The sequence below is a fragment of the Pelistega suis genome (assembly GCF_013133795.1).
GTDB classification, from domain to species: domain Bacteria; phylum Pseudomonadota; class Gammaproteobacteria; order Burkholderiales; family Burkholderiaceae_B; genus Taylorella; species Taylorella suis.
The window spans coordinates 592,802-612,363 of sequence record NZ_JABGBN010000001.1; the positions used below are offsets into that span (position 1 = coordinate 592,802).

A 19,562-nucleotide genomic window follows, 5' to 3' on the forward strand; every position below is an offset into this window, starting at 1 on the left:
AGCAATAAAGTTCTATTGTAATAGATAATGAGATGATATACATTGCTCAAGCAAAATCTATGGGGGAGCTAAAGACGAGAGAAACCTGTAAACTATCCGTAAGGGTACAAGCTAGCTCAAAGAAATACACCCTCAAGTTTTAGACTAAACTGGAGGGTGCATCGCATAGATGAAATGACTTAAGAGCGTGCGAGTGCCGGATTGGTCGCCAGATAGCCGTCTAAACCCGTCATAATGGCATTAGCGACGACACGATGATTGTCCGTGCTACGTAAGAAGTTTTCTTCTTGAGGGTTAGAAATAAAGGCGACCTCAATTAAGATAGAAGGAATATCAGGTGCTTTAAGTACGGCAAAACCCGCTTGTTCAACACGACGGCTTTGTAGACCATTAATGCGAGATAGGGCATCTAATACACGATGACCAATTTTGAGCGAGTCATTAATTTGAGCATTGGTCGACATATCTAACAATACACTAGCGGTATTACGATCATGAGCACCAATATCTAGCCCACCAATAGCGTCAGCCGCATTTTCCTTTTTAGCGAGATAACTTGCCGCGGCACTTGATGCTCCCTTGCGAGACAGCGCAAATACCGATGTGCCACGTGCGTTAGGATTGCTAAATGCATCCGCATGAATAGAGACAAAAATATCGGCCTTTACACGACGAGCTTTTTGTACACGAACACCTAGCGGAACAAAGAAATCAGCATCACGAGTCATGTACGCACGCATATTTGGGCGAGAATTAATGACATCACGTAATTGACGACCGATGGATAACACCACATCTTTTTCTCGTGTGCCACGAGGTCCAATAGCACCGGGGTCCTCACCACCATGACCCGGATCAATGGCAATAAGAATAGGTCTATTGGCATTGCTACGAGAGGGTGCTGTGGCTATTTGAGGTGGTTGTGGTGCAACTTGACCTTGTACTTTAGGGACAGCAGCTGTAGGACGATTAGAGTTAATTTGATTGAGAATACCCGCTAGCGGATCATCACCTGATTGTTGAGCTAAGGCAACAAGAGGGTCTTTAGCCACTTTAGGATAGAGGTCAAGTACCAGACGATACTTATAGTTGCCGACAGGTTTTAGGGTGAAGACCTGTGGCACAACCCCTTGTTTTAAATCCATCACAAGACGAACAACATCCGCACGGTTTTGAGCAACGCGGACACGTGCGATATAGGGGTCATTAGGTTTAATCTTAGAAATGAGGGAATTTAAGGCCTCACTCATACTGAGACCTTGAAGATCAACGACTAAACGATCAGGACCGTCAAGGGTGAAATGCTCGTGTTTAATAGGTGAACTTAACTCAAGCGTAACACGAGTATATTCATCAGCAGGCCAAGTACGAACAGCAAGGATTTGACTGCCTGCCGCCTGTGCAAACTTAGAGGTGACAGGTAAAGACAGCATAGCAATACCTGTTCCAAGAATTTGACGACGTGTTATGCGACGATGGTCAATGCTTGATGTGTTCTCAGTTGAGCGATCCATTTTTCCCCTTTATCCGAATATGCACTCAATTCAGCGATTCTACCCGTGTCATGATAGTGCAGATGTAATAGCACATCAGGTTTTGGGAGTGATTTATCCGCTTTTTCAGGCCATTCGATAAGAACGACCGCTTGCTCTAATAAATGCTCTCTAAAACCAGCTTCTTGCCACTCGGTAGATTCATTAAATCTATAAAAATCAAAGTGATATAAGTATAATCTAGAAACTTTATAGCTTTCAACTAGCGTATAGGTGGGGCTTTTTATTCGTCCTGTGACCCCAAGGGCCTGTAAAAAGGCTCGAGAAAAAGCGGTTTTACCTGCGCCTAAATCGCCTTGTAAGTGTAAATGATAAGCAGAGGATAAGCCATTTTCTTGGTTGTAACTAGTTGATATTTCATCATTTATTGGTTTTGCCATGGCTTGAGCCAGTATTGTGGTGGCTTCTTCGTCAGCTAAAAAAATTCGTAGTGTATGAGCGGTGAAATGAGACATAATTGGGGAAAAGTTAATAAAAAATTGAAACAAATAAATTGTAAATAATTATTAATTAAGGAATAACTTTACGTTGAAAGGGTTGATGTCTGAAGGTCTTATAGCGCTGTTTTGATAAATCCATATTCCGTGAGGTAGCTTGTTTATGGTGATGGCGTATCGAACATAAGGCGAGCAATATAAAGCCATAAAGGGATAGTCACCATCGCTATTACTGTGCTTAATGAAATAATCGCCGCTACTAGGCGTGCGTCCCCTCCCATGCGTACAGCGAGGATATAAGCGGCTGAGGCGGTAGGTAAAGCGGCAAAGAGCACCAATGTCTGTGCCGTCGTGGTGGGTAGCATAAATATCAATCCAAGGATAATAGCCACGATAGGCATAATCATTAATCGTACAGTCAACATCCAAGACAGTAAAACACCTTGTTGTGTGCCATTACGCAAGACAAGTGCAGCACCCACACACATTAGTCCTAGTGGAATAGTGCTACGAGAGAGTTTATCAAGTGTATTATCCACAAACTCAGGGAAATCAATGCCTACGAAATTTAAGAATAAGCCGACGATAGTGGAAATGACCAAAGGGTTTTTGAGGATTTCTTTAAAAGGATGATTGCCTTGTTGCTTTGCCATACTATTGACGGCGATAATATTAACGATGGGTACCGTAAATCCTACTAATACCGCCATAATGCTAACACTATCTGCGCCTGCTACCGCTGGAGCGAGAGATAAACCGATATACGTATTAAAGCGATAAGCACATTGACTACTAGAGTTTAGAGAAAGTGCGGGTGGTGTCTGGAACCATCGGATAGCATAACTTAAGCCCCAACCAATCAAAGAAAGCGCGAGACAGACAATAAACAGATGACCTGCTTTGGCTAAAGAAATAGGCGCTGCCATCAAGGATTTAATGAGGAGGGCAGGAAATAAGAAATAATAGACTAGCTTTTCAAGACCGCTAAAAAATTCAGGCGTGAAGTTTAGTTTATTCCTTAGGCACCAACCTAAAATAAGGAGTAAACAGTCAGGCAAGACGAGATGAACCAGTTGCATATTTCTTTTATTGCTAAATAAGTTTTACAATAGTATATCGTTTTTTATAGAGTGCTCGTGTAATGAGTAAAGAATATATTGATGCATTTTTAGATGCCTTATGGTTAGAAGATGGTTTATCTAAGAATACGTTAAGTGCTTATCGTCAGGATTTAAATAATTTACAAGAGTATTTAGAGGCACAGCGTCCTGCGTTAAGTTTAAAAGAGGTGGATGCGGATATTGCACGTGCATGGTTTATTGCGATGAGCCATGAGGTCAAAGCGAGTACGGCTAATCGTCGTTTGGCGAGTCTTAAGCGCTTTTCGATATGGGCACTGCGAATGGGATATTTTAGTGAGGATCCTACCATTGCGTTAAGCTCATCTAAACAAGGTATGCGGTTTCCTAAGACAGTGAGTGAGGCACAGGTTGAGGAGTTATTAAATGCCCCTGATTTAAACTCTTTAGCGGGTATGCGTGATCGTGCTATGTTAGAAACCCTTTATGCTACGGGCTTGCGAGTGACGGAGTTGGTGACATTAAAGACATTGCATCTTAATTTGGATGAGGGGGTTGTGCGTGTCATTATGGGTAAAGGCGGTAAAGATCGAATTGTCCCTATTGGTGAAGTCGCAGAGCAGTATCTGCGTGACTATATGCAGAAAGCACGACCGGAGCTATTGGGAAATAAAGTCAATGATGATTTATTTTTATCTCGCTTTGGGACGAGTATGACACGCCAAGCGTTTTGGCAATTGATTAAAAAATACGCGACCCAGACCAGTATTAAAATTCCTTTATCACCCCATGTATTACGCCATGCGTTTGCGACACATTTATTAAATCATGGGGCGGATTTGCGCGTCGTACAAATGTTATTAGGACATGCCGATATCTCTACTACACAGATTTATACCCATGTGGCGCGTGAACGCTTAAAACAATTACATCAAAAGCATCATCCACGTGCATAATAGGGGTTCTATTATTAGAGAAGCATTATGAGCAAACAAAAACACGTTTCTGAAACTCCCGCTACACAGTTTCTAAAAAAACATAAAGTAGCCTATGAAGAACATATTTATGATTATGTTGAGCATGGCGGTACTGGCGAGACAGCCAAACAATTAGGCGTTGATGAGCACCATGTGGTGAAAACCTTAATTTTTGAAGATGAACAAGGAAAACCGCATATTGTGCTGATGCATGGTGATTGTGAAGTATCGACTAAAAATCTGGCCCGTCAAATTAATACGAAAAAAATCCAAGCCGCCGCCGCCACCAATGCCCCTAAACATTCTGGTTATCAGATTGGCGGGACTTCTCCCTTTGGTACACGTAAAAAAATGCCTGTCTGGATAGAAAAGACAATTTTGGATTTAGATAAAATCTATATTAATGGTGGTCGCAGAGGATATATCTTAAGCATGAATCCACAGGTTATTGTGGAGTTGTTGGAGGCTAAGCCTGTCGAGGTAGCAAATCCACTCTAATATTATATAATAGACCGTTTGATGGTCGCCCATCATAGTAGTTAGTGTGTTTGCCTCCCCGTAGTTCAATGGATAGAATAAACCCCTCCTAAGGGTTAGATACAGGTTCGATTCTTGTCGGGGAGGCCAGTCCCCCATTTACAGCATATATTGCCCACCATTCATATTAATATCCTTATGATTGAGAGGGTAAAGTGTCCCACGGATATTGGTTGCCATGTAGTTGTAGATTGAGGTCATGCTTATTTTTGAGTACCAGAGCATAGGCCTCGAGAATTTGCTCCATGGGTAAAAGGTTTTCTAACGTTTGGATAAAGCCAGAGTCATATTTGGCTAAATCAATAACATAATTGACGGTAAATGACTTAGTGCAAACCCCTGTTTCATTGGACTGACGCAAAGTGTTAGCAATAATATAGTCATTCTTTTTATCATGTGTCCAATGGTGGGCAAGTTGTCGAGCCAAGGTGCGTTTTATGGCAAAACAGTTAGTATCAATATGATATTGATAGTGTTGATTGGTATACATGGGTAAATGTTGTCCATTAATCTGGAGTTCGTAATGGAAAGGGTTAGGTAGCCGATTCTGGTATGGTCCGATAGATTCTAAATTGTCAGGACAGACAAACCAGTCACGGGCAAGGTAAAGATTCCGTAAAGCAAAAGCATAACTTGCAGAGGGATTTTGTTGAAGTGCTTTTATGCATTGCTCGACATGGTTTGGGGTATACCAGTTATCATCATCTAAAAAGCACAGCACATCTTCTTTGACAAGGAATGGAGCCATCGCATTGATGTAGCTATTGGTCCATCCATCGGCACCTGTATTCATCGGTAAATAAGTGGCGATAACATCAGGATACTTATCTAAAATTTGCTTTGCCTCTGGCCAGAACCTTTCACCATCGACAAAAATATAGTGTTTACAAGGATAGGTTTGAGTCTGTACGCTTAAGATAGCCTCTTCTAAATGAGGTCTTCCAATGGTTGACGTAATGACAGCGACGGTATTCATCATATAAATATAACCAAAAAGAATATTAAATAAGTTCTTTATTTAATATAATAATATCGTTATTAAGAGGTATAGCATGAACTTACAACAATTCCGTTACATTCGCGAAACCATTCGCCGCAATTTCAATCTGACTGAAACCTCTCAGGCATTATATACCTCTCAACCAGGGGTGTCCAAGGCTATTATTGAGTTTGAAGATGAGTTAGGTCTGCAAATTTTTGAACGTCATGGTAAACGTATCAAAGGATTAACCAAACCCGGTCAGGCCGTCGCGGCGGTCATTGAACGGATTATGCGTGAAGTGGACAATCTAAAACGAGTCAGTGATGAATATGCCAGACAAGATGAAGGTGAATTAATTATTGGTTGTACCCATACGCAGGCACGTTATTTTTTACCTGAAATTATTCTGAATTTTAAAAAGCGTTTTCCTAAAGTGCGTGTTTCATTAGCCGAAGGTAGCCCTCAACAATTAGCTCAGATGGTGTTGTCTGAAGAAGCAGATGTAGCGGTGGCAACAGAGACTTTATCATTAGTCCCCGGACTGGTAACTTTCCCTTGTTATGAGTGGACGCATACGATAGTGGTTAAGCCTGACCATCCTCTGACAGAATTGACCTCTAGTCAGGCACGTAATATTAGCTTAGAACAAATTGCACAATATCCTATTATTACTTACGATAGTGCTTTCTCTGGGCGTAAGACGATTGACGCTTGTTTTGAAGAGGCCAATATTAAGCCAGACATTGTCTTAGAGGCGATTGATGCGGATGTGATTAAAACCTATGTCGATGTTGAATTAGGCGTAGGGATTATTGCTGGTATGGCATTTAATCCACGACGAGATTCCAATTTAGTCGGTATCCCTGTTGGGCATTTGTTTGGTAAACATATATCTAAGATTGGTTTGCGTAAAGGGGTGTTCGCCCGTGATTATGTGTATGAGTTTATTCAAATGTGTTCACCAAGTTATGATAGAGCACAAATAGAAGAGGAATTAAATCCAAGCAAATAGCCTCTTATAGCGTATGAAGGTCGTTCCGATGGAGCGACCTTTTTCTTTGTAACGAAAAGAAAACGAGGGTGTGTTGGGGGTTTTATCTATGTTATCCTTGTTGGTGAGTATTTTTTTGTTAACTCATAAGGAGTATCGAAAATGTCAATGAAACAATATGCATTAGCGGGTTTATTTACCTTAATGGCTGCACCTGCCATGGCGGCAGAGTGTTCAGTAGTGGTTGAGTCTACTGACCAAATGCAATTTAACACCAAAGAGATTGTAGTGAGCAAAGCGTGCTCTGCTGTTGAAGTCGAGTTAAAGCATGTAGGCCAAATTCCTAAAGCAGCCATGGGTCATAATATCGTTATTGCCAAGGCAGAGGATGCGGCTGGCGTGATTGCGGATAGTATGGCAGTGGGTGTGGATAAAGACTATGTTAAAGCGGACGATGCGCGTATTTTGGCGCATTCTGCGTTGATAGGTGGTGGTGAGTCAACTAAATTTAGTATTGATCCCGCTAAACTTGAAAAAGACGGTGCTTATGAGTTCTTTTGCACATTCCCAGGGCATGCTGCCATGATGAAAGGTGTGGTAAAAGTGACAGACTAATCACGCTATAACGTGATTTAGCACTCAGGCACATATTGAGTGCTTGTGTAGACCTCCATAGACTGAATTCAGTTTGTGGAGGTTTTTGTTTGTGGGGTAGGATAAAGTGATCCTAGGGAGATGTTAAAAGAGGGGGAGTTGTGGTAGATATATTGCTTATGTGGTTATTAAATAATAAATAACAGTAGATTAGACAGGAGGTGTTTTGAAGTATATACTTTTATGTATATATTCAATAAAAGGTGTATGCTGATGAGAACTAAACTATTTAAAAGTGGCAATAGTCAAGCAGTAAGAATTCCGGCTACTTACCGATTGGAGACAGAACTGGCAGAAATTGAGCAGCTAAGTACAGGTCAATTATTGATTACGCCTATCTATCAAGAGAAAGAAAATAGAGCAGATAGGCTAATAGCTGTGATGAGTGGATTCTCTGCGGATTTTGTTGAGCATCTTGAGCGAGATAGGTATCAACCAGTACAAGAAAGGGAGGAGTTTTAGTGTGATTTATATGTTAGACACTAATATTATTATTTATCTTTTAAAGGGATACCATAAGCAGATTGCTGAACGCATTCGATTGCTTGAAGATAAAGATAAACTGGTGATGAGTTTTGTAACGTATGCGGAGTTACTTTACGGAGCAAAAAAGAGTAGCCAACCCTCTGTTAATTTGACGAGAATTGAAGAGCTCAAAAGCATTATTCAGGTAGCGTATAACGTCAATTTTTCGCTATGTGATTATTATGCTGAATGGTTTTTTAAGCTAAAAAAACAAGGAATACTAATCGGCAATAATGATTTATGGATAGCCAGTCATGCATTAAGTGAGAAAGCTGTACTCGTGACAAACAATACACGAGAATTTGAAAGAATTACAACATTAACAATTGATAATTGGACGACTTAATAATCGCTAAGCAAAATAGCATCATGTCTGTCGTATCCTTACGACAGACATATATATATAACAGCATAAAGCTGAAATAAATACATACAGCCGACAAAAAAATCCCTATACTGAATACATAAGAAATCAAACTTAAAGTGATTTCTTAAGAATTTGAATGACAGATTGGCGTTGTTTTTAGATAGTCAGTAGGTGTATCAAAAGCCTAAAATGTGGTAATAAAACATCAAAAAGTGGTGTAAAAGCTACAAAATTAGGCATAAAAACCACAAATTGCAAACTTTCTTAACGATAATCCTAGTCAGTTGCTCAAAAATTTGTTGGAATAGCTATAACTTCCCTTTGTGGAAAATTTTCGAGAATGGTGAGCTTGGATAGACACTGTTCAGATTAATCAAATCTTACGGAGATTTAACAAATGAAAAAGACATTATTAGTTGCTGCTTTAGCTACTGGTTTCGCTGGTGTAGCTCACGCTGAATCATCAGTTACATTATATGGTATCGTTGACGGTGGTATCGGCTTTGAAAAACAATCTGTTAAGGCAGAAGGTGTGAAAGTATCTTCGAGCCGTACAGTTGGTGCTCGTGAAGGTATCCAAAACGGTAATCGTTGGGGTTTAAAAGGTACTGAAGACTTAGGTAACGGTACAGCAGCTATTTTCCAATTAGAATCAGGTTTTAATCTAGCTAATGGTAAAGCAAAACAAAACGGTGGTGTATTTAGCCGTAAAGCAATCATTGGTTTAACAGGTGATAGCTGGGGTACATTTACATTAGGTCGTCAGTTTACTGCATCAGATGACTTTGTGTCTGCTATTGATCCGTTTGGCACAGGTTTCTCTCAAGCGTCTGCTAACTCAACTTTTGGTGATTCAGTAGGCGCTCGTAAAGATGCTGTAATTAAATACTTGTCTCCAAACTTCGATGGTTTTGGTTTCGGTGTGAGCTTAACAACAGCTAATACTAAAACTTACAATGTAGACACTACAACAGCTTTAGTAGCTAATTCTGCAGGTGTTGTTAGTTCTGTAACAGGTTTAACATATCCGAATCAAACAGTTAAAACTAAAGACAATGGCGTTAGCGTAGCGCTAGGTTACAATAATGGTCCTTTGCAAGTTGCTGCGAACTTTGACTATGAGCGTGTGAAGAAAACAGTATCAAATCTTGCTAAACCTGTAACTGATTCAAAAGCGAAAGCATGGAACTTGGGTTTGGCATATGATTTCGACGTTGTGAAATTACACTTAATGTATGGTCAACAACGTGATGGTTTTGTAAATGGTTCTAGTGGTTTAGCTGGTGATTTAGTGGATGGCCTTAACTCAGTTAGAACTGCTACTAACCAAATTGGCTTTGATGCTCCTGGTTTACGTGCTCAAGCTTGGTTAGCAGGTCTTTCTGCTCCAGTGGGTGAGAACGGCAAAGTAATGTTCTCTTACCAAGGTGGTCGTGTTAAGAACTCAGAAGTTTATGAGAGTGCTCGCATCAATACACACGTATGGAGTCTAGGTTACCGTCAAGGATTGTCTAAACGTACATCAGTATATGCTTTAGCCTCTTACGGTTACTCTAAAGCTAAGGAAGATACAGGTTACCGTGCTAAACTTAAATCTACAGACGTAGCAGTTGGTTTAACTCACCGCTTCTAATTGTTACACAAGGCTCGACCTTGTATAACATAGTCTAGATAGACAACAAACCCTCTGGTTCGCCAGAGGGTTTTTGTATTTGAAGGTCTTTTTGTCGTGTTTAAAATTATTTAGCACGACTGTTTCTATTAAATCCCGAAAAACATCTTCTTATGCGCAGAGAAAGTGTATTAGAGCAGTTGATTTTTTTGATTTCTACAGAGCTATCCATATAAGAGGTATTTATACCCTTAATGCCTATAAACTATTTTTGGTTTTTCTAATAAATCATCGGTTTAAAATTTGATACAGAAACGACAAAATTCCTATTTTTGCTTGGTTGAAATATTGCAAATAATTTACAATTTATAACAATAATCAAAAATTTTTATGAGATGTTGTAGATGAACAAATCAATTTTATTGACTGCTTTATTAAGTACTGTTGCGACAGCTACACAAGCGGAAGAGACGTCTGTTACCCTTTATGGTGTAGCAGATGGTGGTTATGGTATCACTAGCCAATCTATTAAAGTTGATGGTGAAAAAGTATGGTCAAATCGTACAATCGGTGCTCGCTCTGGTGTTCAGGCGGGTAATCGCTGGGGATTAAAAGGCTCTCATGATTTAGGTAATGGGACGGCAGCGATTTTCCAATTGGAATCAGGTTTTGATTTAAATGACGGTACTTCTTTACAAGGCGGACGTTTATTTGGTCGCCGTGCTGTTGTGGGTCTTACTAGTAATAGTTGGGGTACAGTGACTATCGGTCGTCAGTATTCTGTGGCGGATGATTTTATCGCTAAATTAGATCCTTTTGGTATATCGTATTCACAAGCTTCTTTTACTCGTACCTTTGCAGATAGTGTAGGTGTACGCCGTGATAATGTGATTAAGTACTTATCGCCAAGTTTCTCTGGTTTCAGTTTTGGTGTGAGTCTTATCGCTGATGATACGCAGAATTATACGAGTACGACGAATGATGTAAAAACCCGTAATGCCGCCGTTGGTGTTGGTTTCGGCTATAAGAATGGTCCTATTATGTTAGGGGCAGCGTATGACTATGAGCGTAATAAGCAAACTGTCAATGGTATGACAAATCCTCGTTACAATAAGAGTATGTCGTCATGGGTACTCGGTGGTACGTATGATTTCGAAGTGGTGAAATTACACTTAATCTATGGTCAACAACATAACGGTGTGATTTCTGGTAATTTTGGTTTGGCAGGTACTTTGTTGAAAGAAACACCTCATTTTGCTGCTTATAATTTTAACTCTCAAAGGGTACGTACTCAGTCATGGTTATTGGGGCTATCGTCGAAAATCACTGCCTCTGATCGTGTGATGTTCTCTTATCAAGGTGGGCGTATTAAACATTCTAGCTTAGTTGTACCTAGTAATGCGATGGATGTTGGTGCTGTGCGAGTAAACTCACATATCTGGAGTTTAGCCTATGTGCATTCACTCTCTAAACGTACCTTATTCTATGGTATAGCATCTTACGGTCAGTTTAAAGCAAAGTTTGGTGCTAATAACACACAGCGTGCCAAGATGAAATCAACAGAGGTTGGTGTGGGTTTAACTCACCGCTTCTAATTGTTACACAAGGCTCGACCTTGTATAACATAGTCTAGATAGACAACAAGCCCTCTGATTTCACCAGAGATTTTTTGCATTTGGCGGTTTATAAACAGGTATGGATATTTATTAAACTTCTATAGGTGGTAATAATTGATTGCTCTCAATATGAGATAAGAGAAGAAATAGCCTGATTATTGCGACAAGGATTTGATCGATAAACTAAAACCTAATGCGGTTAAGACTTTTTGGATGGTTTCGAAACGAGGTTTTGCATTGGCAGAAAGTGATTTGTAAAGACTTTCTCTACTTAATCCCGTATTTTTAGCAATTTCAGACATACCACGCGCTTTTGCTATATCACCTAGCGTGGCTAATAATAGATTAAAATCATTTTCTTCAAGTATGGCTTGTAAATATTCTTTAATGGTTTCTTCATCGGTAAGATAATCAGAAATATCAAAGGGTGTGATTTCAAATTTATTCATTGTTGATATCCTTTAATTAAAAGTATTTTTAATTTCAGACCATACTTTTTTATAAAATACCTCTAACCTTTACATTGTATCTAATTGGATACAAAAGAACAATAATAAATTGATTTGTCTTGTAGGAGGAGATTATTTTGATTAGTGTGATACAAATTGATGAGATAAACAATTAGACAAAAATATCCTATTGTTGAGCAGTTGGAAAAATAGACTAAAAATGATTTTCATGTTATTTTAGGTGAAAAATTCCTAAAATGACACTTTATTTGGTGTTTCTAATGTTGATTCAATTTGCAGTTAAGAACTATCGTTCAATTAAGGAAGAGCAGACCTTGTCTTTGGTGCGTAGCAGTAGTCAAGAGATGAGTGATAACTATTTTGATAGTCAAGCTCTTGCGACACCTATTCTTTTAAATGCTGCCGTTATTTATGGTGCTAATGCGTCTGGTAAGTCTAATGTTATTAAGGCATTAGATTCCATGATCAGAATTATTGCTGATTCATTTAATAAAAAACCAAATGAGAGTATTGATGTTGAGCCTTTTCTTTTGGATGTCATCTCTCAAAAGTCTGCAACGTCTTATGATGTGAATTTTATAGTTAGTTTGATGAATGAACAGGGTGAAAAACATACTGTTCGAGTCAATTATGGGTTTATAGCTGATAAAAGAAAAGTATATGAAGAATGGTTAAGCGTCTATCCAAAAGGCAAAGAACAAAATTGGTTCCATCGAAAGTATGATGAGGAATCTTCAACTTATCAGTGGAAAATGTCTCCGTATTTTAAAGGTGAAAAGATAAGTTGGCAGAAGCAGACCCGCAATAATCAATTATTTCTATCCACAGCTACTCATTTGAATAGTGAGCAGATTAGACCTATTTATAAAGCTTTAACAGAAGATACGTATATTGTGAGAACTGATCGTATCAGTAATCATTTATCTAAGGAAATATGCAAAACATCTGATAGCGATAAAGAAATTTTTATAGGTCTATTACACTCAGCTGGCATTGAAGTTAATGATATTATCTTTAAAAAACCAGAAATTAAGTTTGCACAGATTCCTGAAGAAATTCCTATTGCATTGAGAGAAAAAATTATTCAAGAACTACAAGAAGATTTTATTGCGCAGAATGAGACTTTCTTTGTCTATAAAGATAATTTTGGGCAGGCACAGGAAATTAATTTAAGAGATGAGTCTGATGGTACGCAGAAACTATTTGAATTTGCGGGACTCATTCTGGCTGTTTTACATAGCGGGAAAACGTTAATTATTGATGAGTTAAACAAAAGTTTACATCCCGATTTAGTGCGTTTTTTAGTTCAACTTTTTAATTCAGGATTAAATAAAAAACATGCACAGTTAATTTTTACAACTCATGAAACATCTGTTTTAAGAAAGGATTTATTGCGACGAGATCAGATTTGGTTTTGTGAAAAGCAACAAGATAGATCGACAATTTTATATCCGTTGACAGACTTTAAGCCACATATTCGTCGAGAAGATATTGAGGAGTATTATCTTCATGGAAAATATGGGGCAAAGCCAATGATTCAAGAATTTTATTTGCCAGACAGTTTTTGGCAAAATGAGGAATAAATCATTATGACAAAACATAATAATCGTGATTTATCACGACGTGCACCAAGGAGAGAGCCATATAAAACAGTGCTTATTGTGTGTGAGGGGACAAAAACAGAAAAAAATTACTTTAATAACTTAGTTGCTTATGAACGCTTATCATCTGTAAATATTCGTGTGTTGCCGGGGCAAGGGACAGACCCTAGGTCTGTTGTTAAGACAGCGATTGACTACATGCAAAAGCAGGAAAAGTATTTAGCTTTTGATGAGGTATTTTGTGTCATTGACAGAGATAATCATCAAACATTTGATGATGCCACTCTTCTTGCCAGACAAAAGGGTATACAACTTATAGTATCGTATCCAAGTTTTGAGTATTGGTATCTATGTCATTTTCGATATTCTCGTGCACCTATTATTCGTAAGGGAAATAAGAGTGCGGGTGATCATTGTGAATCTTTATTGTCTGCTTGTTGGCAAGAGAAATTCAAAGAAAATTATAGTAAAGCCATGAAAGGCGTTTATGAAAAGTTGTTATCTTATTTGGATGAGGGTACAAAAAACGCTGTGCTTTCGTTAAATAGTGCGATAGCTGAGAGACAGTTTAATCCTTCTACGCAAGCACATGAGTTAGTAGCATTTTTAAAAGGTATTAGAACATAGTAGGTGTACGTGTATTTAAAATAAACCGCACCAATATTGTGCAATTTGTCGCTAATGGTAAACGCTAGGTTTACAGTAAGCACAGAAGTCGATAAATTGTTATTTTTATTAATGACAAAGCTTGTTGTTTAAGGAGTACTAAATATGTCAGGTAAAAAGGCATTAGTGGCTGGTTTGGCCGTGGTGGGTTTATGGGGTTCAACAGCATTCGCTCAAACCAAATGGGATTTTCCGACGGCATACCCAGAGGTAAATTTTCATACACAAAATATCCGTGCTTTTGCTGAGAATGTCGAAAAGCTCTCTAATGGTGAGTTGAGCTTTAATATTCATTCCAATGCATCGCTATTTAAGATGCCAGAGATTAAGCGTGCGGTTCAAGGTAATCAAGCACAAATCGGTGAGATTATCCTGACAGCCTATGCGAATGAGGATCCTATTTTTGAGTTGGATGGCGTACCATTTGTGGCATCGGGTTATGATGCTGCATGGAAGCTTTATCAAGCACAAAAACCATTCCTCGAGAAGAAACTTGAGTCTCAAGGGATGAAATTATTATTTACCGTGGCGTGGCCTCCACAAGGTATTTTTGTGAATAAGGAACTTAATTCAGTCGCAGACTTAAAAGGTCTTAAGTGGCGTGCTTATAGTCCTGTGACCTCAAAAATTGCACAATTAGTCGGTGCACAACCTGTGACGATTCAACAAGCTGAGTTAAGTCAAGCATTAGCAACGGGTGCGGTAAATGCTTTAATGACATCCAGTGCGACAGGCTACGATATTAAAATCAATGAGTATATTAAGTACTTCTATGACAATGAAGCATGGTTACCTAAGAATGCGGTGATTGTTAATAAGAAAGCCTTTGATAAACTGACAGAGTCACAACAAAAAGCCTTATTAGATGCCGCAACACAAGCAGAAAAAGCGGGTTGGGATTTGTCTCGTGAGAAAACTAACTTCTTTAAAGGTGAGTTAGAGAAAGCGGGTCTAAAGATGATTACACCGTCTGAGACATTACAAAAAGAGTTTGTTGATACAACAAAAGTGATGCTAGAAGATTGGACGAAAAAAGCGGGTGCTGACGGTGAGAAACTTTTAGAGGCTTATCGTAAATAAATCATGCGTAAGTTTTTAGATGGTTTATACAATGTAGCGGCGTATGCCGCTGCATTGTTTATGGTGAGCATTTTAGTTTGTGTGCTATTGCTGATTGTCGGTCGTCAGTTAGGCTGGTATATTCCCGGGCTTAATGCCTATGCGGGTTATTCCATGGCAGCGGCGAGCTTTTTAGCTTTAGCGCATACATTTAAACAAAATGAGCATATTCGTGTGACGCTAGTACTAAATGCTTTGCCCTCGACACCACGTCATATCCTTAATTTACTTTCTTTGGTTATTGCTTTAGGTTTGTCGGCGACGGTGGCGTACTATAGTGTCAATTTAGTGTTGGAATCTTATGCCTTTAATGATTTATCGGTAGAAGAGGACGCGACACCACTTTGGATCCCTCAATTAGCGATGGCAGTAGGCAGTATTATTTTTGCGATTGCTTTATTGGATGAGTTGGTACGTACATGGGTAACCAAAGAAGATATTATTATTTCTAATGCTGAGTAAAATATGGTAGAGGGTTTAGTTGTTATTGTATTGATTCTCGCCATTTTAGGTTTCTTGGCGAGTGGGGTATGGGTAGGGCTTGCGTTATCGGGTTCGGCATGGTTGGTGATGGAGTTGTTTTCTTCTCGACCTGCAGGCGATGCGATGGCGATTTCTATTTGGGGTGCTTCTTCGAGTTGGACATTGACGGCATTACCATTGTTTTTATGGATGGGTGAGATTTTATTTCGCACGCGTTTATCGAGCGATTTGTTTAAGGGACTTGCTCCGTGGTTAGATGCGATTCCAGGGCGCTTATTGCATACCAATATTGTGGGTTGTGCCATTTTCGCGGCGGTGTCAGGATCATCAGCAGCAACATGTGCCACCATTGGTAAGATGACGATTCCTGAGTTGCGTCAGCGTGGTTATCCAGATGCTTTAATCTTAGGAACTTTAGCGGGAGCAGGGACATTAGGTCTACTGATTCCTCCGTCAATCATTATGATTGTGTACGGTGTGTCTGCTAATGTATCAATCGCAAAGCTATTTATGGCGGGTGTTCTGCCGGGTCTTTTATTGGCGCTATTATTCATGGGCTATATCTTTATCTGGGGTTTACGTCATCCAGAACAGAATCGACCTAGTAGCACAGAGAAAACGAGTTTTATGCAAAAGCTTTATGCTTCGCGTACCTTAATTCCAGTGGTGTTATTAATTGCTGCGGTGTTGGGCTCTATTTATTCTGGTATGGCGACGGCAACAGAAGCGGCTGCTGTGGGGGTTGTCGGTGCCTTAGTGATTGCGACGTTGCAAGGCGATATGAGCCTTAAGGTCTTTAAAGAGTCCTTAATGGGGGCAACACGAATGTTTTGTATGATTGCCTTGATTCTTGCGGGTGCACAGTTTCTTACCTTAGCTATGGGATATATCGGATTACCTAATGCTTTGGCGCAATGGATTGCTTCTCTTGGCTTATCACAATTTGGGCTTATCATGGTATTGATGGTGTTCTTTATTGTGATGGGGTGTTTCCTAGATGGTATTTCACTCGTGGTATTGACGATGGGAGTATTATTACCGACAGTGGAGGCAGCAGGGATTGATCTTATTTGGTTTGGCATTTTCTTAATCTTTGTCATTGAGATGGCACAAATTACACCACCTGTAGGGTTTAATTTATTTGTGTTATCTGGAATGGCAAAGAAAGAGTTAAGCTATATCGCTAAAGTTTCCATTCCCATGTTCTTATTGATGATTATTGCTGTATTCCTGATTTACTACTTCCCAGGTATCGTCATGTGGTTGCCACAGAATGCGAGTGGTGTGTAGCGAGGATACAACGAGATGGTTTGTTTTTGTTTAAAAGACTTGGCAAACCATTTAGCTGTGATAGCATAGAACTTATGAATACGATTAAGCACTTAGTATCTTTTTTTTATTTTTGGTATTTTCAAAGCCTTTGCGCGGAGAGAAGGATACTGTGCAACTCGTAAAAATGCATACATACCAGAAAGCCGCCTAAGAAATAAGGCGGCTTTTTGTTTATCTAATTATTTGGTTTTTGATTTACTCGTTTTATGAGATTTTAGGAGATTTAACGTGTCGTACAATACTGATGATATTCGCATCCACGAAATTAGAGAATTAAGTCCACCTTCCCATCTGATGCGTGAATTTCCTATTTCGATTGAAGCCTCTAATGTAGTCTACCAGTCTCGTCAAGCTATTCATAAGGTATTAGCTGGTGAGGATGATCGCTTAGTGGTAGTCGTGGGACCTTGTTCTATTCATGATACTAAAGCAGCTTTAGAGTATGCAGACCGTTTAAAAGTCTTGCGTGACAAGTACAAAAATGAATTAGAAATTGTAATGCGTGTTTACTTTGAGAAACCACGTACGACAGTAGGCTGGAAAGGTCTGATTAATGACCCAGATTTAGATCATAGTTTCAATATTAATAAGGGTTTGCGTATTGCGCGTGAACTGCTACTGACAATCAATGAGAAAGGTTTACCGGCAGGTTGTGAGTATCTTGATATGATTACACCACAGTATATTGCTGACCTTGTCTCATGGGGTGCGATTGGTGCCCGTACGACAGAGAGCCAAGTGCATCGTGAGTTGGCCTCAGGTCTTTCTTGTCCGGTGGGTTTTAAAAATGGTACTGACGGTAATACGCGTATTGCGATTGATGCGATTAAAGCAGCTTCTTCACCGCATCATTTCTTATCCGTAACTAAGGGTGGTCACTCCGCCATTGTGAAAACAAAAGGGAATGAAGATTGCCATATTATTTTACGTGGTGGCAAGGTACCGAATTATGGTGCAGAGTTTGTGCAAGCAGCGAGTGAGGATTTAGCAAAGTCTGGTTTAGCACAGAAGATTATGATTGACTCAAGCCATGCGAATAGCTCTAAAAAACCAGAAAACCAACCAGCCGTATTAGAGGATGTGGCACAGCAAATGGAAGCTGGTGATTTACGTATTTTTGGTGTGATGATTGAGTCGCACTTAGTAGCTGGTCGCCAAGATCATGTAGAGGGACAACCATTGACATATGGTCAGAGTATTACCGATGGTTGTATTGGTTGGGATACGACTGAACAAGTCTTAGCTCGTCTTGCTCAAGCAGTGACAAACCGTCGTGCGAAGCTTGCTTAAGATAAATCTAGCGATATAAGGGAAAGCCAGTTTGTGATAAGCGAACTGGCTTTTTTATGGTTAAACAATTCTTTTTTATAAGCTTATTACCGTGCAGTTAGCGGTATAGGTAAGTAATTTCTTTTAGGAAATCGGTTACAATAGCGACATGAATACTACTATGAAAAAACCTCGTGTTGTGATTGGCTTATCTGGCGGCGTGGATTCGTCAGTAAGTGCGTGGCTGCTTAAAGAGCAAGGCTATGATGTTGTTGGTCTTTTTATGAAAAACTGGGAAGACGATGATGACTCTGAGTATTGTTCGACACGCCAAGATTGGATTGATGCGGCGAGTGTCGCTGATGTATTGGGTATTGATATTGAGGCGGTGAATTTTGCTGCTGAATACAAAGACCGTGTTTTTGCTGAGTTTTTACGCGAATATTCGGCAGGTCGTACGCCCAATCCTGATGTGTTGTGTAATGCAGAAATTAAGTTTAAAGCCTTTTTAGATCATGCAATGGGTTTGGGTGCGGATTATATTGCCACAGGGCATTATGCTCGTGTACGTTCAGTCAATGTCAATGGTAAAGAAGAATTTCAGTTACTCAAAGGACTGGATCCGGCAAAAGATCAGAGTTACTTTCTACATCGCTTGAATCAAGCACAATTGAGTAAAGCGATTTTCCCTTTGGGGGAAATTCATAAGACTGAGGTGCGTCAGATTGCTGAGAAATTGCAATTGCCTAATGCACGTAAAAAAGACTCAACAGGTATTTGTTTTATTGGTGAACGTCCTTTCCGTGAGTTTTTAAATCGCTACTTACCGGCAAAACCTGGTCCTATTCTGACGGATGAGGGTAAAGAAATTGGTCGTCATACGGGTTTGGCATTTTATACCTTGGGTCAGCGCAAGGGACTCGGTATTGGGGGTGTAAAAGGTTATCAGGCAGATGACGGTACGGCAGATGCATGGTATGTTGCGCGTAAAGATATTAAAGAAAATGCACTTTATGTGGTGAGTGGACATGATCATCCTTGGCTATTAAAGCCTGAATTGGCGGCTGAGGACGTGAGCTGGGTGGCAGGTTATGCCCCTGAGTTAGGGGAATATGGTGCTAAGACGCGTTATCGACAAGCGGATGCTGCCTGTCGTTTAACTGAGGTAGCCGATAAAACCTTAAAGCTAAATTTTAAAGAAGCACAATGGGCGGTGACCCCCGGTCAATCAGCCGTGCTTTATCAAGGTGATATTTGCCTTGGTGGTGGAATTATTTATTAATCCTTTACAT

Annotated in this window: 20 protein-coding genes and 1 tRNA gene; 16 read left to right on the forward strand and 5 right to left on the reverse strand. The window is 39.6% G+C overall.

The features are described from left to right. Window positions 1–179 precede the first annotated feature (179 nt). From HKX39_RS02835 to HKX39_RS02845, 3 genes are all read right to left on the reverse strand, one after another. The gene (locus HKX39_RS02835; protein WP_171679784.1) at window positions 180–1,514 is read right to left on the reverse strand and encodes an N-acetylmuramoyl-L-alanine amidase; all 1,335 of its coding nucleotides are present in this window, start codon (window positions 1,512–1,514) and stop codon (window positions 180–182) included. After that, on the reverse strand, window positions 1,466–2,041 hold the full coding sequence (tsaE, locus tag HKX39_RS02840) for a tRNA (adenosine(37)-N6)-threonylcarbamoyltransferase complex ATPase subunit type 1 TsaE (RefSeq protein ID WP_246225975.1): 576 nt from the start codon (window positions 2,039–2,041) through the stop codon (window positions 1,466–1,468). The genes HKX39_RS02835 and tsaE overlap by 49 nt, the downstream gene beginning before the upstream one ends. 110 nt (window positions 2,042–2,151) lie before the next feature. Beyond that, window positions 2,152–3,069, reverse strand: coding sequence for an AEC family transporter (locus HKX39_RS02845; RefSeq protein ID WP_171679785.1), 918 nt, complete (start codon window positions 3,067–3,069; stop codon window positions 2,152–2,154). 62 nt (window positions 3,070–3,131) lie between these two features. Here HKX39_RS02845 and xerD point away from each other — a divergent pair, with 62 nt between their 5' ends. The 3 genes from xerD (at window position 3,132) to HKX39_RS02860 (ending at window position 4,673) form a co-directional block, all read left to right on the forward strand. Next, entirely contained in the window at window positions 3,132–4,025 is an 894-nt protein-coding gene (gene xerD / locus HKX39_RS02850) for a site-specific tyrosine recombinase XerD (protein ID WP_171679786.1), read from the forward strand. Between the two features lie 27 nt (window positions 4,026–4,052). Next, window positions 4,053–4,544 (forward strand): Cys-tRNA(Pro) deacylase, encoded by a 492-nt coding sequence (ybaK, locus tag HKX39_RS02855; protein ID WP_171679787.1) that lies wholly within the window; start codon window positions 4,053–4,055, stop codon window positions 4,542–4,544. Window positions 4,545–4,598: 54 nt separating this feature from the next. Next, window positions 4,599–4,673 (forward strand) — tRNA-Arg (locus HKX39_RS02860). A gap of 46 nt (window positions 4,674–4,719) precedes the next feature. Here HKX39_RS02860 and HKX39_RS02865 read toward each other — a convergent pair. Then, complete coding sequence (locus HKX39_RS02865) at window positions 4,720–5,562, reverse strand: glycosyltransferase family A protein (protein ID WP_216605019.1); 843 nt, start codon at window positions 5,560–5,562, stop codon at window positions 4,720–4,722. 73 nt (window positions 5,563–5,635) lie between these two features. Here HKX39_RS02865 and HKX39_RS02870 point away from each other — a divergent pair, with 73 nt between their 5' ends. The 6 genes from HKX39_RS02870 (at window position 5,636) to HKX39_RS02895 (ending at window position 11,309) form a co-directional block, all read left to right on the forward strand. Beyond that, window positions 5,636–6,577 carry a CysB family HTH-type transcriptional regulator gene (locus HKX39_RS02870; RefSeq protein WP_171679788.1) on the forward strand — a complete coding sequence of 314 codons (942 nt, stop codon included), beginning with the start codon at window positions 5,636–5,638 and terminating at the stop codon, window positions 6,575–6,577. Window positions 6,578–6,718: 141 nt separating this feature from the next. Beyond that, complete coding sequence (gene azu / locus HKX39_RS02875) at window positions 6,719–7,171, forward strand: azurin (protein ID WP_171679789.1); 453 nt, start codon at window positions 6,719–6,721, stop codon at window positions 7,169–7,171. Window positions 7,172–7,423: 252 nt separating this feature from the next. Beyond that, window positions 7,424–7,672: an antitoxin gene (locus HKX39_RS02880; protein WP_216605020.1), complete on the forward strand. Its 249-nt coding sequence runs from the start codon at window positions 7,424–7,426 to the stop codon at window positions 7,670–7,672. Window positions 7,673–7,682: 10 nt separating this feature from the next. Continuing rightward, window positions 7,683–8,081 (forward strand): PIN domain-containing protein, encoded by a 399-nt coding sequence (locus tag HKX39_RS02885; protein ID WP_216605021.1) that lies wholly within the window; start codon window positions 7,683–7,685, stop codon window positions 8,079–8,081. A 418-nt stretch (window positions 8,082–8,499) separates the two neighbouring features. Further along, the gene (locus HKX39_RS02890; RefSeq protein ID WP_171679792.1) at window positions 8,500–9,735 is read left to right on the forward strand and encodes a porin; all 1,236 of its coding nucleotides are present in this window, start codon (window positions 8,500–8,502) and stop codon (window positions 9,733–9,735) included. 383 nt (window positions 9,736–10,118) lie between these two features. Then, window positions 10,119–11,309, forward strand: coding sequence for a porin (locus tag HKX39_RS02895; protein ID WP_171679793.1), 1,191 nt, complete (start codon window positions 10,119–10,121; stop codon window positions 11,307–11,309). A 176-nt stretch (window positions 11,310–11,485) separates the two neighbouring features. Here the strand turns inward: HKX39_RS02895 and HKX39_RS02900 are convergent, their stop codons facing one another. Then, a complete protein-coding gene (locus HKX39_RS02900; protein ID WP_171679794.1) occupies window positions 11,486–11,779 on the reverse strand; it encodes an addiction module antidote protein in 294 nt (97 codons plus the stop codon). Between the two features lie 281 nt (window positions 11,780–12,060). Here HKX39_RS02900 and HKX39_RS02905 point away from each other — a divergent pair, with 281 nt between their 5' ends. The 7 genes from HKX39_RS02905 (at window position 12,061) to mnmA (ending at window position 19,552) form a co-directional block, all read left to right on the forward strand. Further along, window positions 12,061–13,383, forward strand: coding sequence for an AAA family ATPase (locus HKX39_RS02905; RefSeq protein ID WP_171679795.1), 1,323 nt, complete (start codon window positions 12,061–12,063; stop codon window positions 13,381–13,383). 6 nt (window positions 13,384–13,389) lie between these two features. Further along, window positions 13,390–14,028 (forward strand): RloB family protein, encoded by a 639-nt coding sequence (locus HKX39_RS02910; RefSeq protein WP_171679796.1) that lies wholly within the window; start codon window positions 13,390–13,392, stop codon window positions 14,026–14,028. A 144-nt stretch (window positions 14,029–14,172) separates the two neighbouring features. Beyond that, a complete protein-coding gene (locus HKX39_RS02915) occupies window positions 14,173–15,147 on the forward strand; it encodes a TRAP transporter substrate-binding protein (RefSeq protein WP_171679797.1) in 975 nt (324 codons plus the stop codon). Window positions 15,148–15,150: 3 nt separating this feature from the next. After that, window positions 15,151–15,648 carry a TRAP transporter small permease gene (locus HKX39_RS02920; RefSeq protein ID WP_171679798.1) on the forward strand — a complete coding sequence of 166 codons (498 nt, stop codon included), beginning with the start codon at window positions 15,151–15,153 and terminating at the stop codon, window positions 15,646–15,648. Between the two features lie 3 nt (window positions 15,649–15,651). After that, a complete protein-coding gene (locus HKX39_RS02925; RefSeq protein ID WP_171679799.1) occupies window positions 15,652–16,959 on the forward strand; it encodes a TRAP transporter large permease in 1,308 nt (435 codons plus the stop codon). A 270-nt stretch (window positions 16,960–17,229) separates the two neighbouring features. Next, window positions 17,230–18,291, forward strand: coding sequence for a 3-deoxy-7-phosphoheptulonate synthase AroG (gene aroG, locus HKX39_RS02930; protein ID WP_171679800.1), 1,062 nt, complete (start codon window positions 17,230–17,232; stop codon window positions 18,289–18,291). A 160-nt stretch (window positions 18,292–18,451) separates the two neighbouring features. Then, entirely contained in the window at window positions 18,452–19,552 is a 1,101-nt protein-coding gene (gene mnmA / locus HKX39_RS02935; RefSeq protein WP_171679801.1) for a tRNA 2-thiouridine(34) synthase MnmA, read from the forward strand. The last annotated feature ends 10 nt before the right edge of the window (window positions 19,553–19,562 follow it).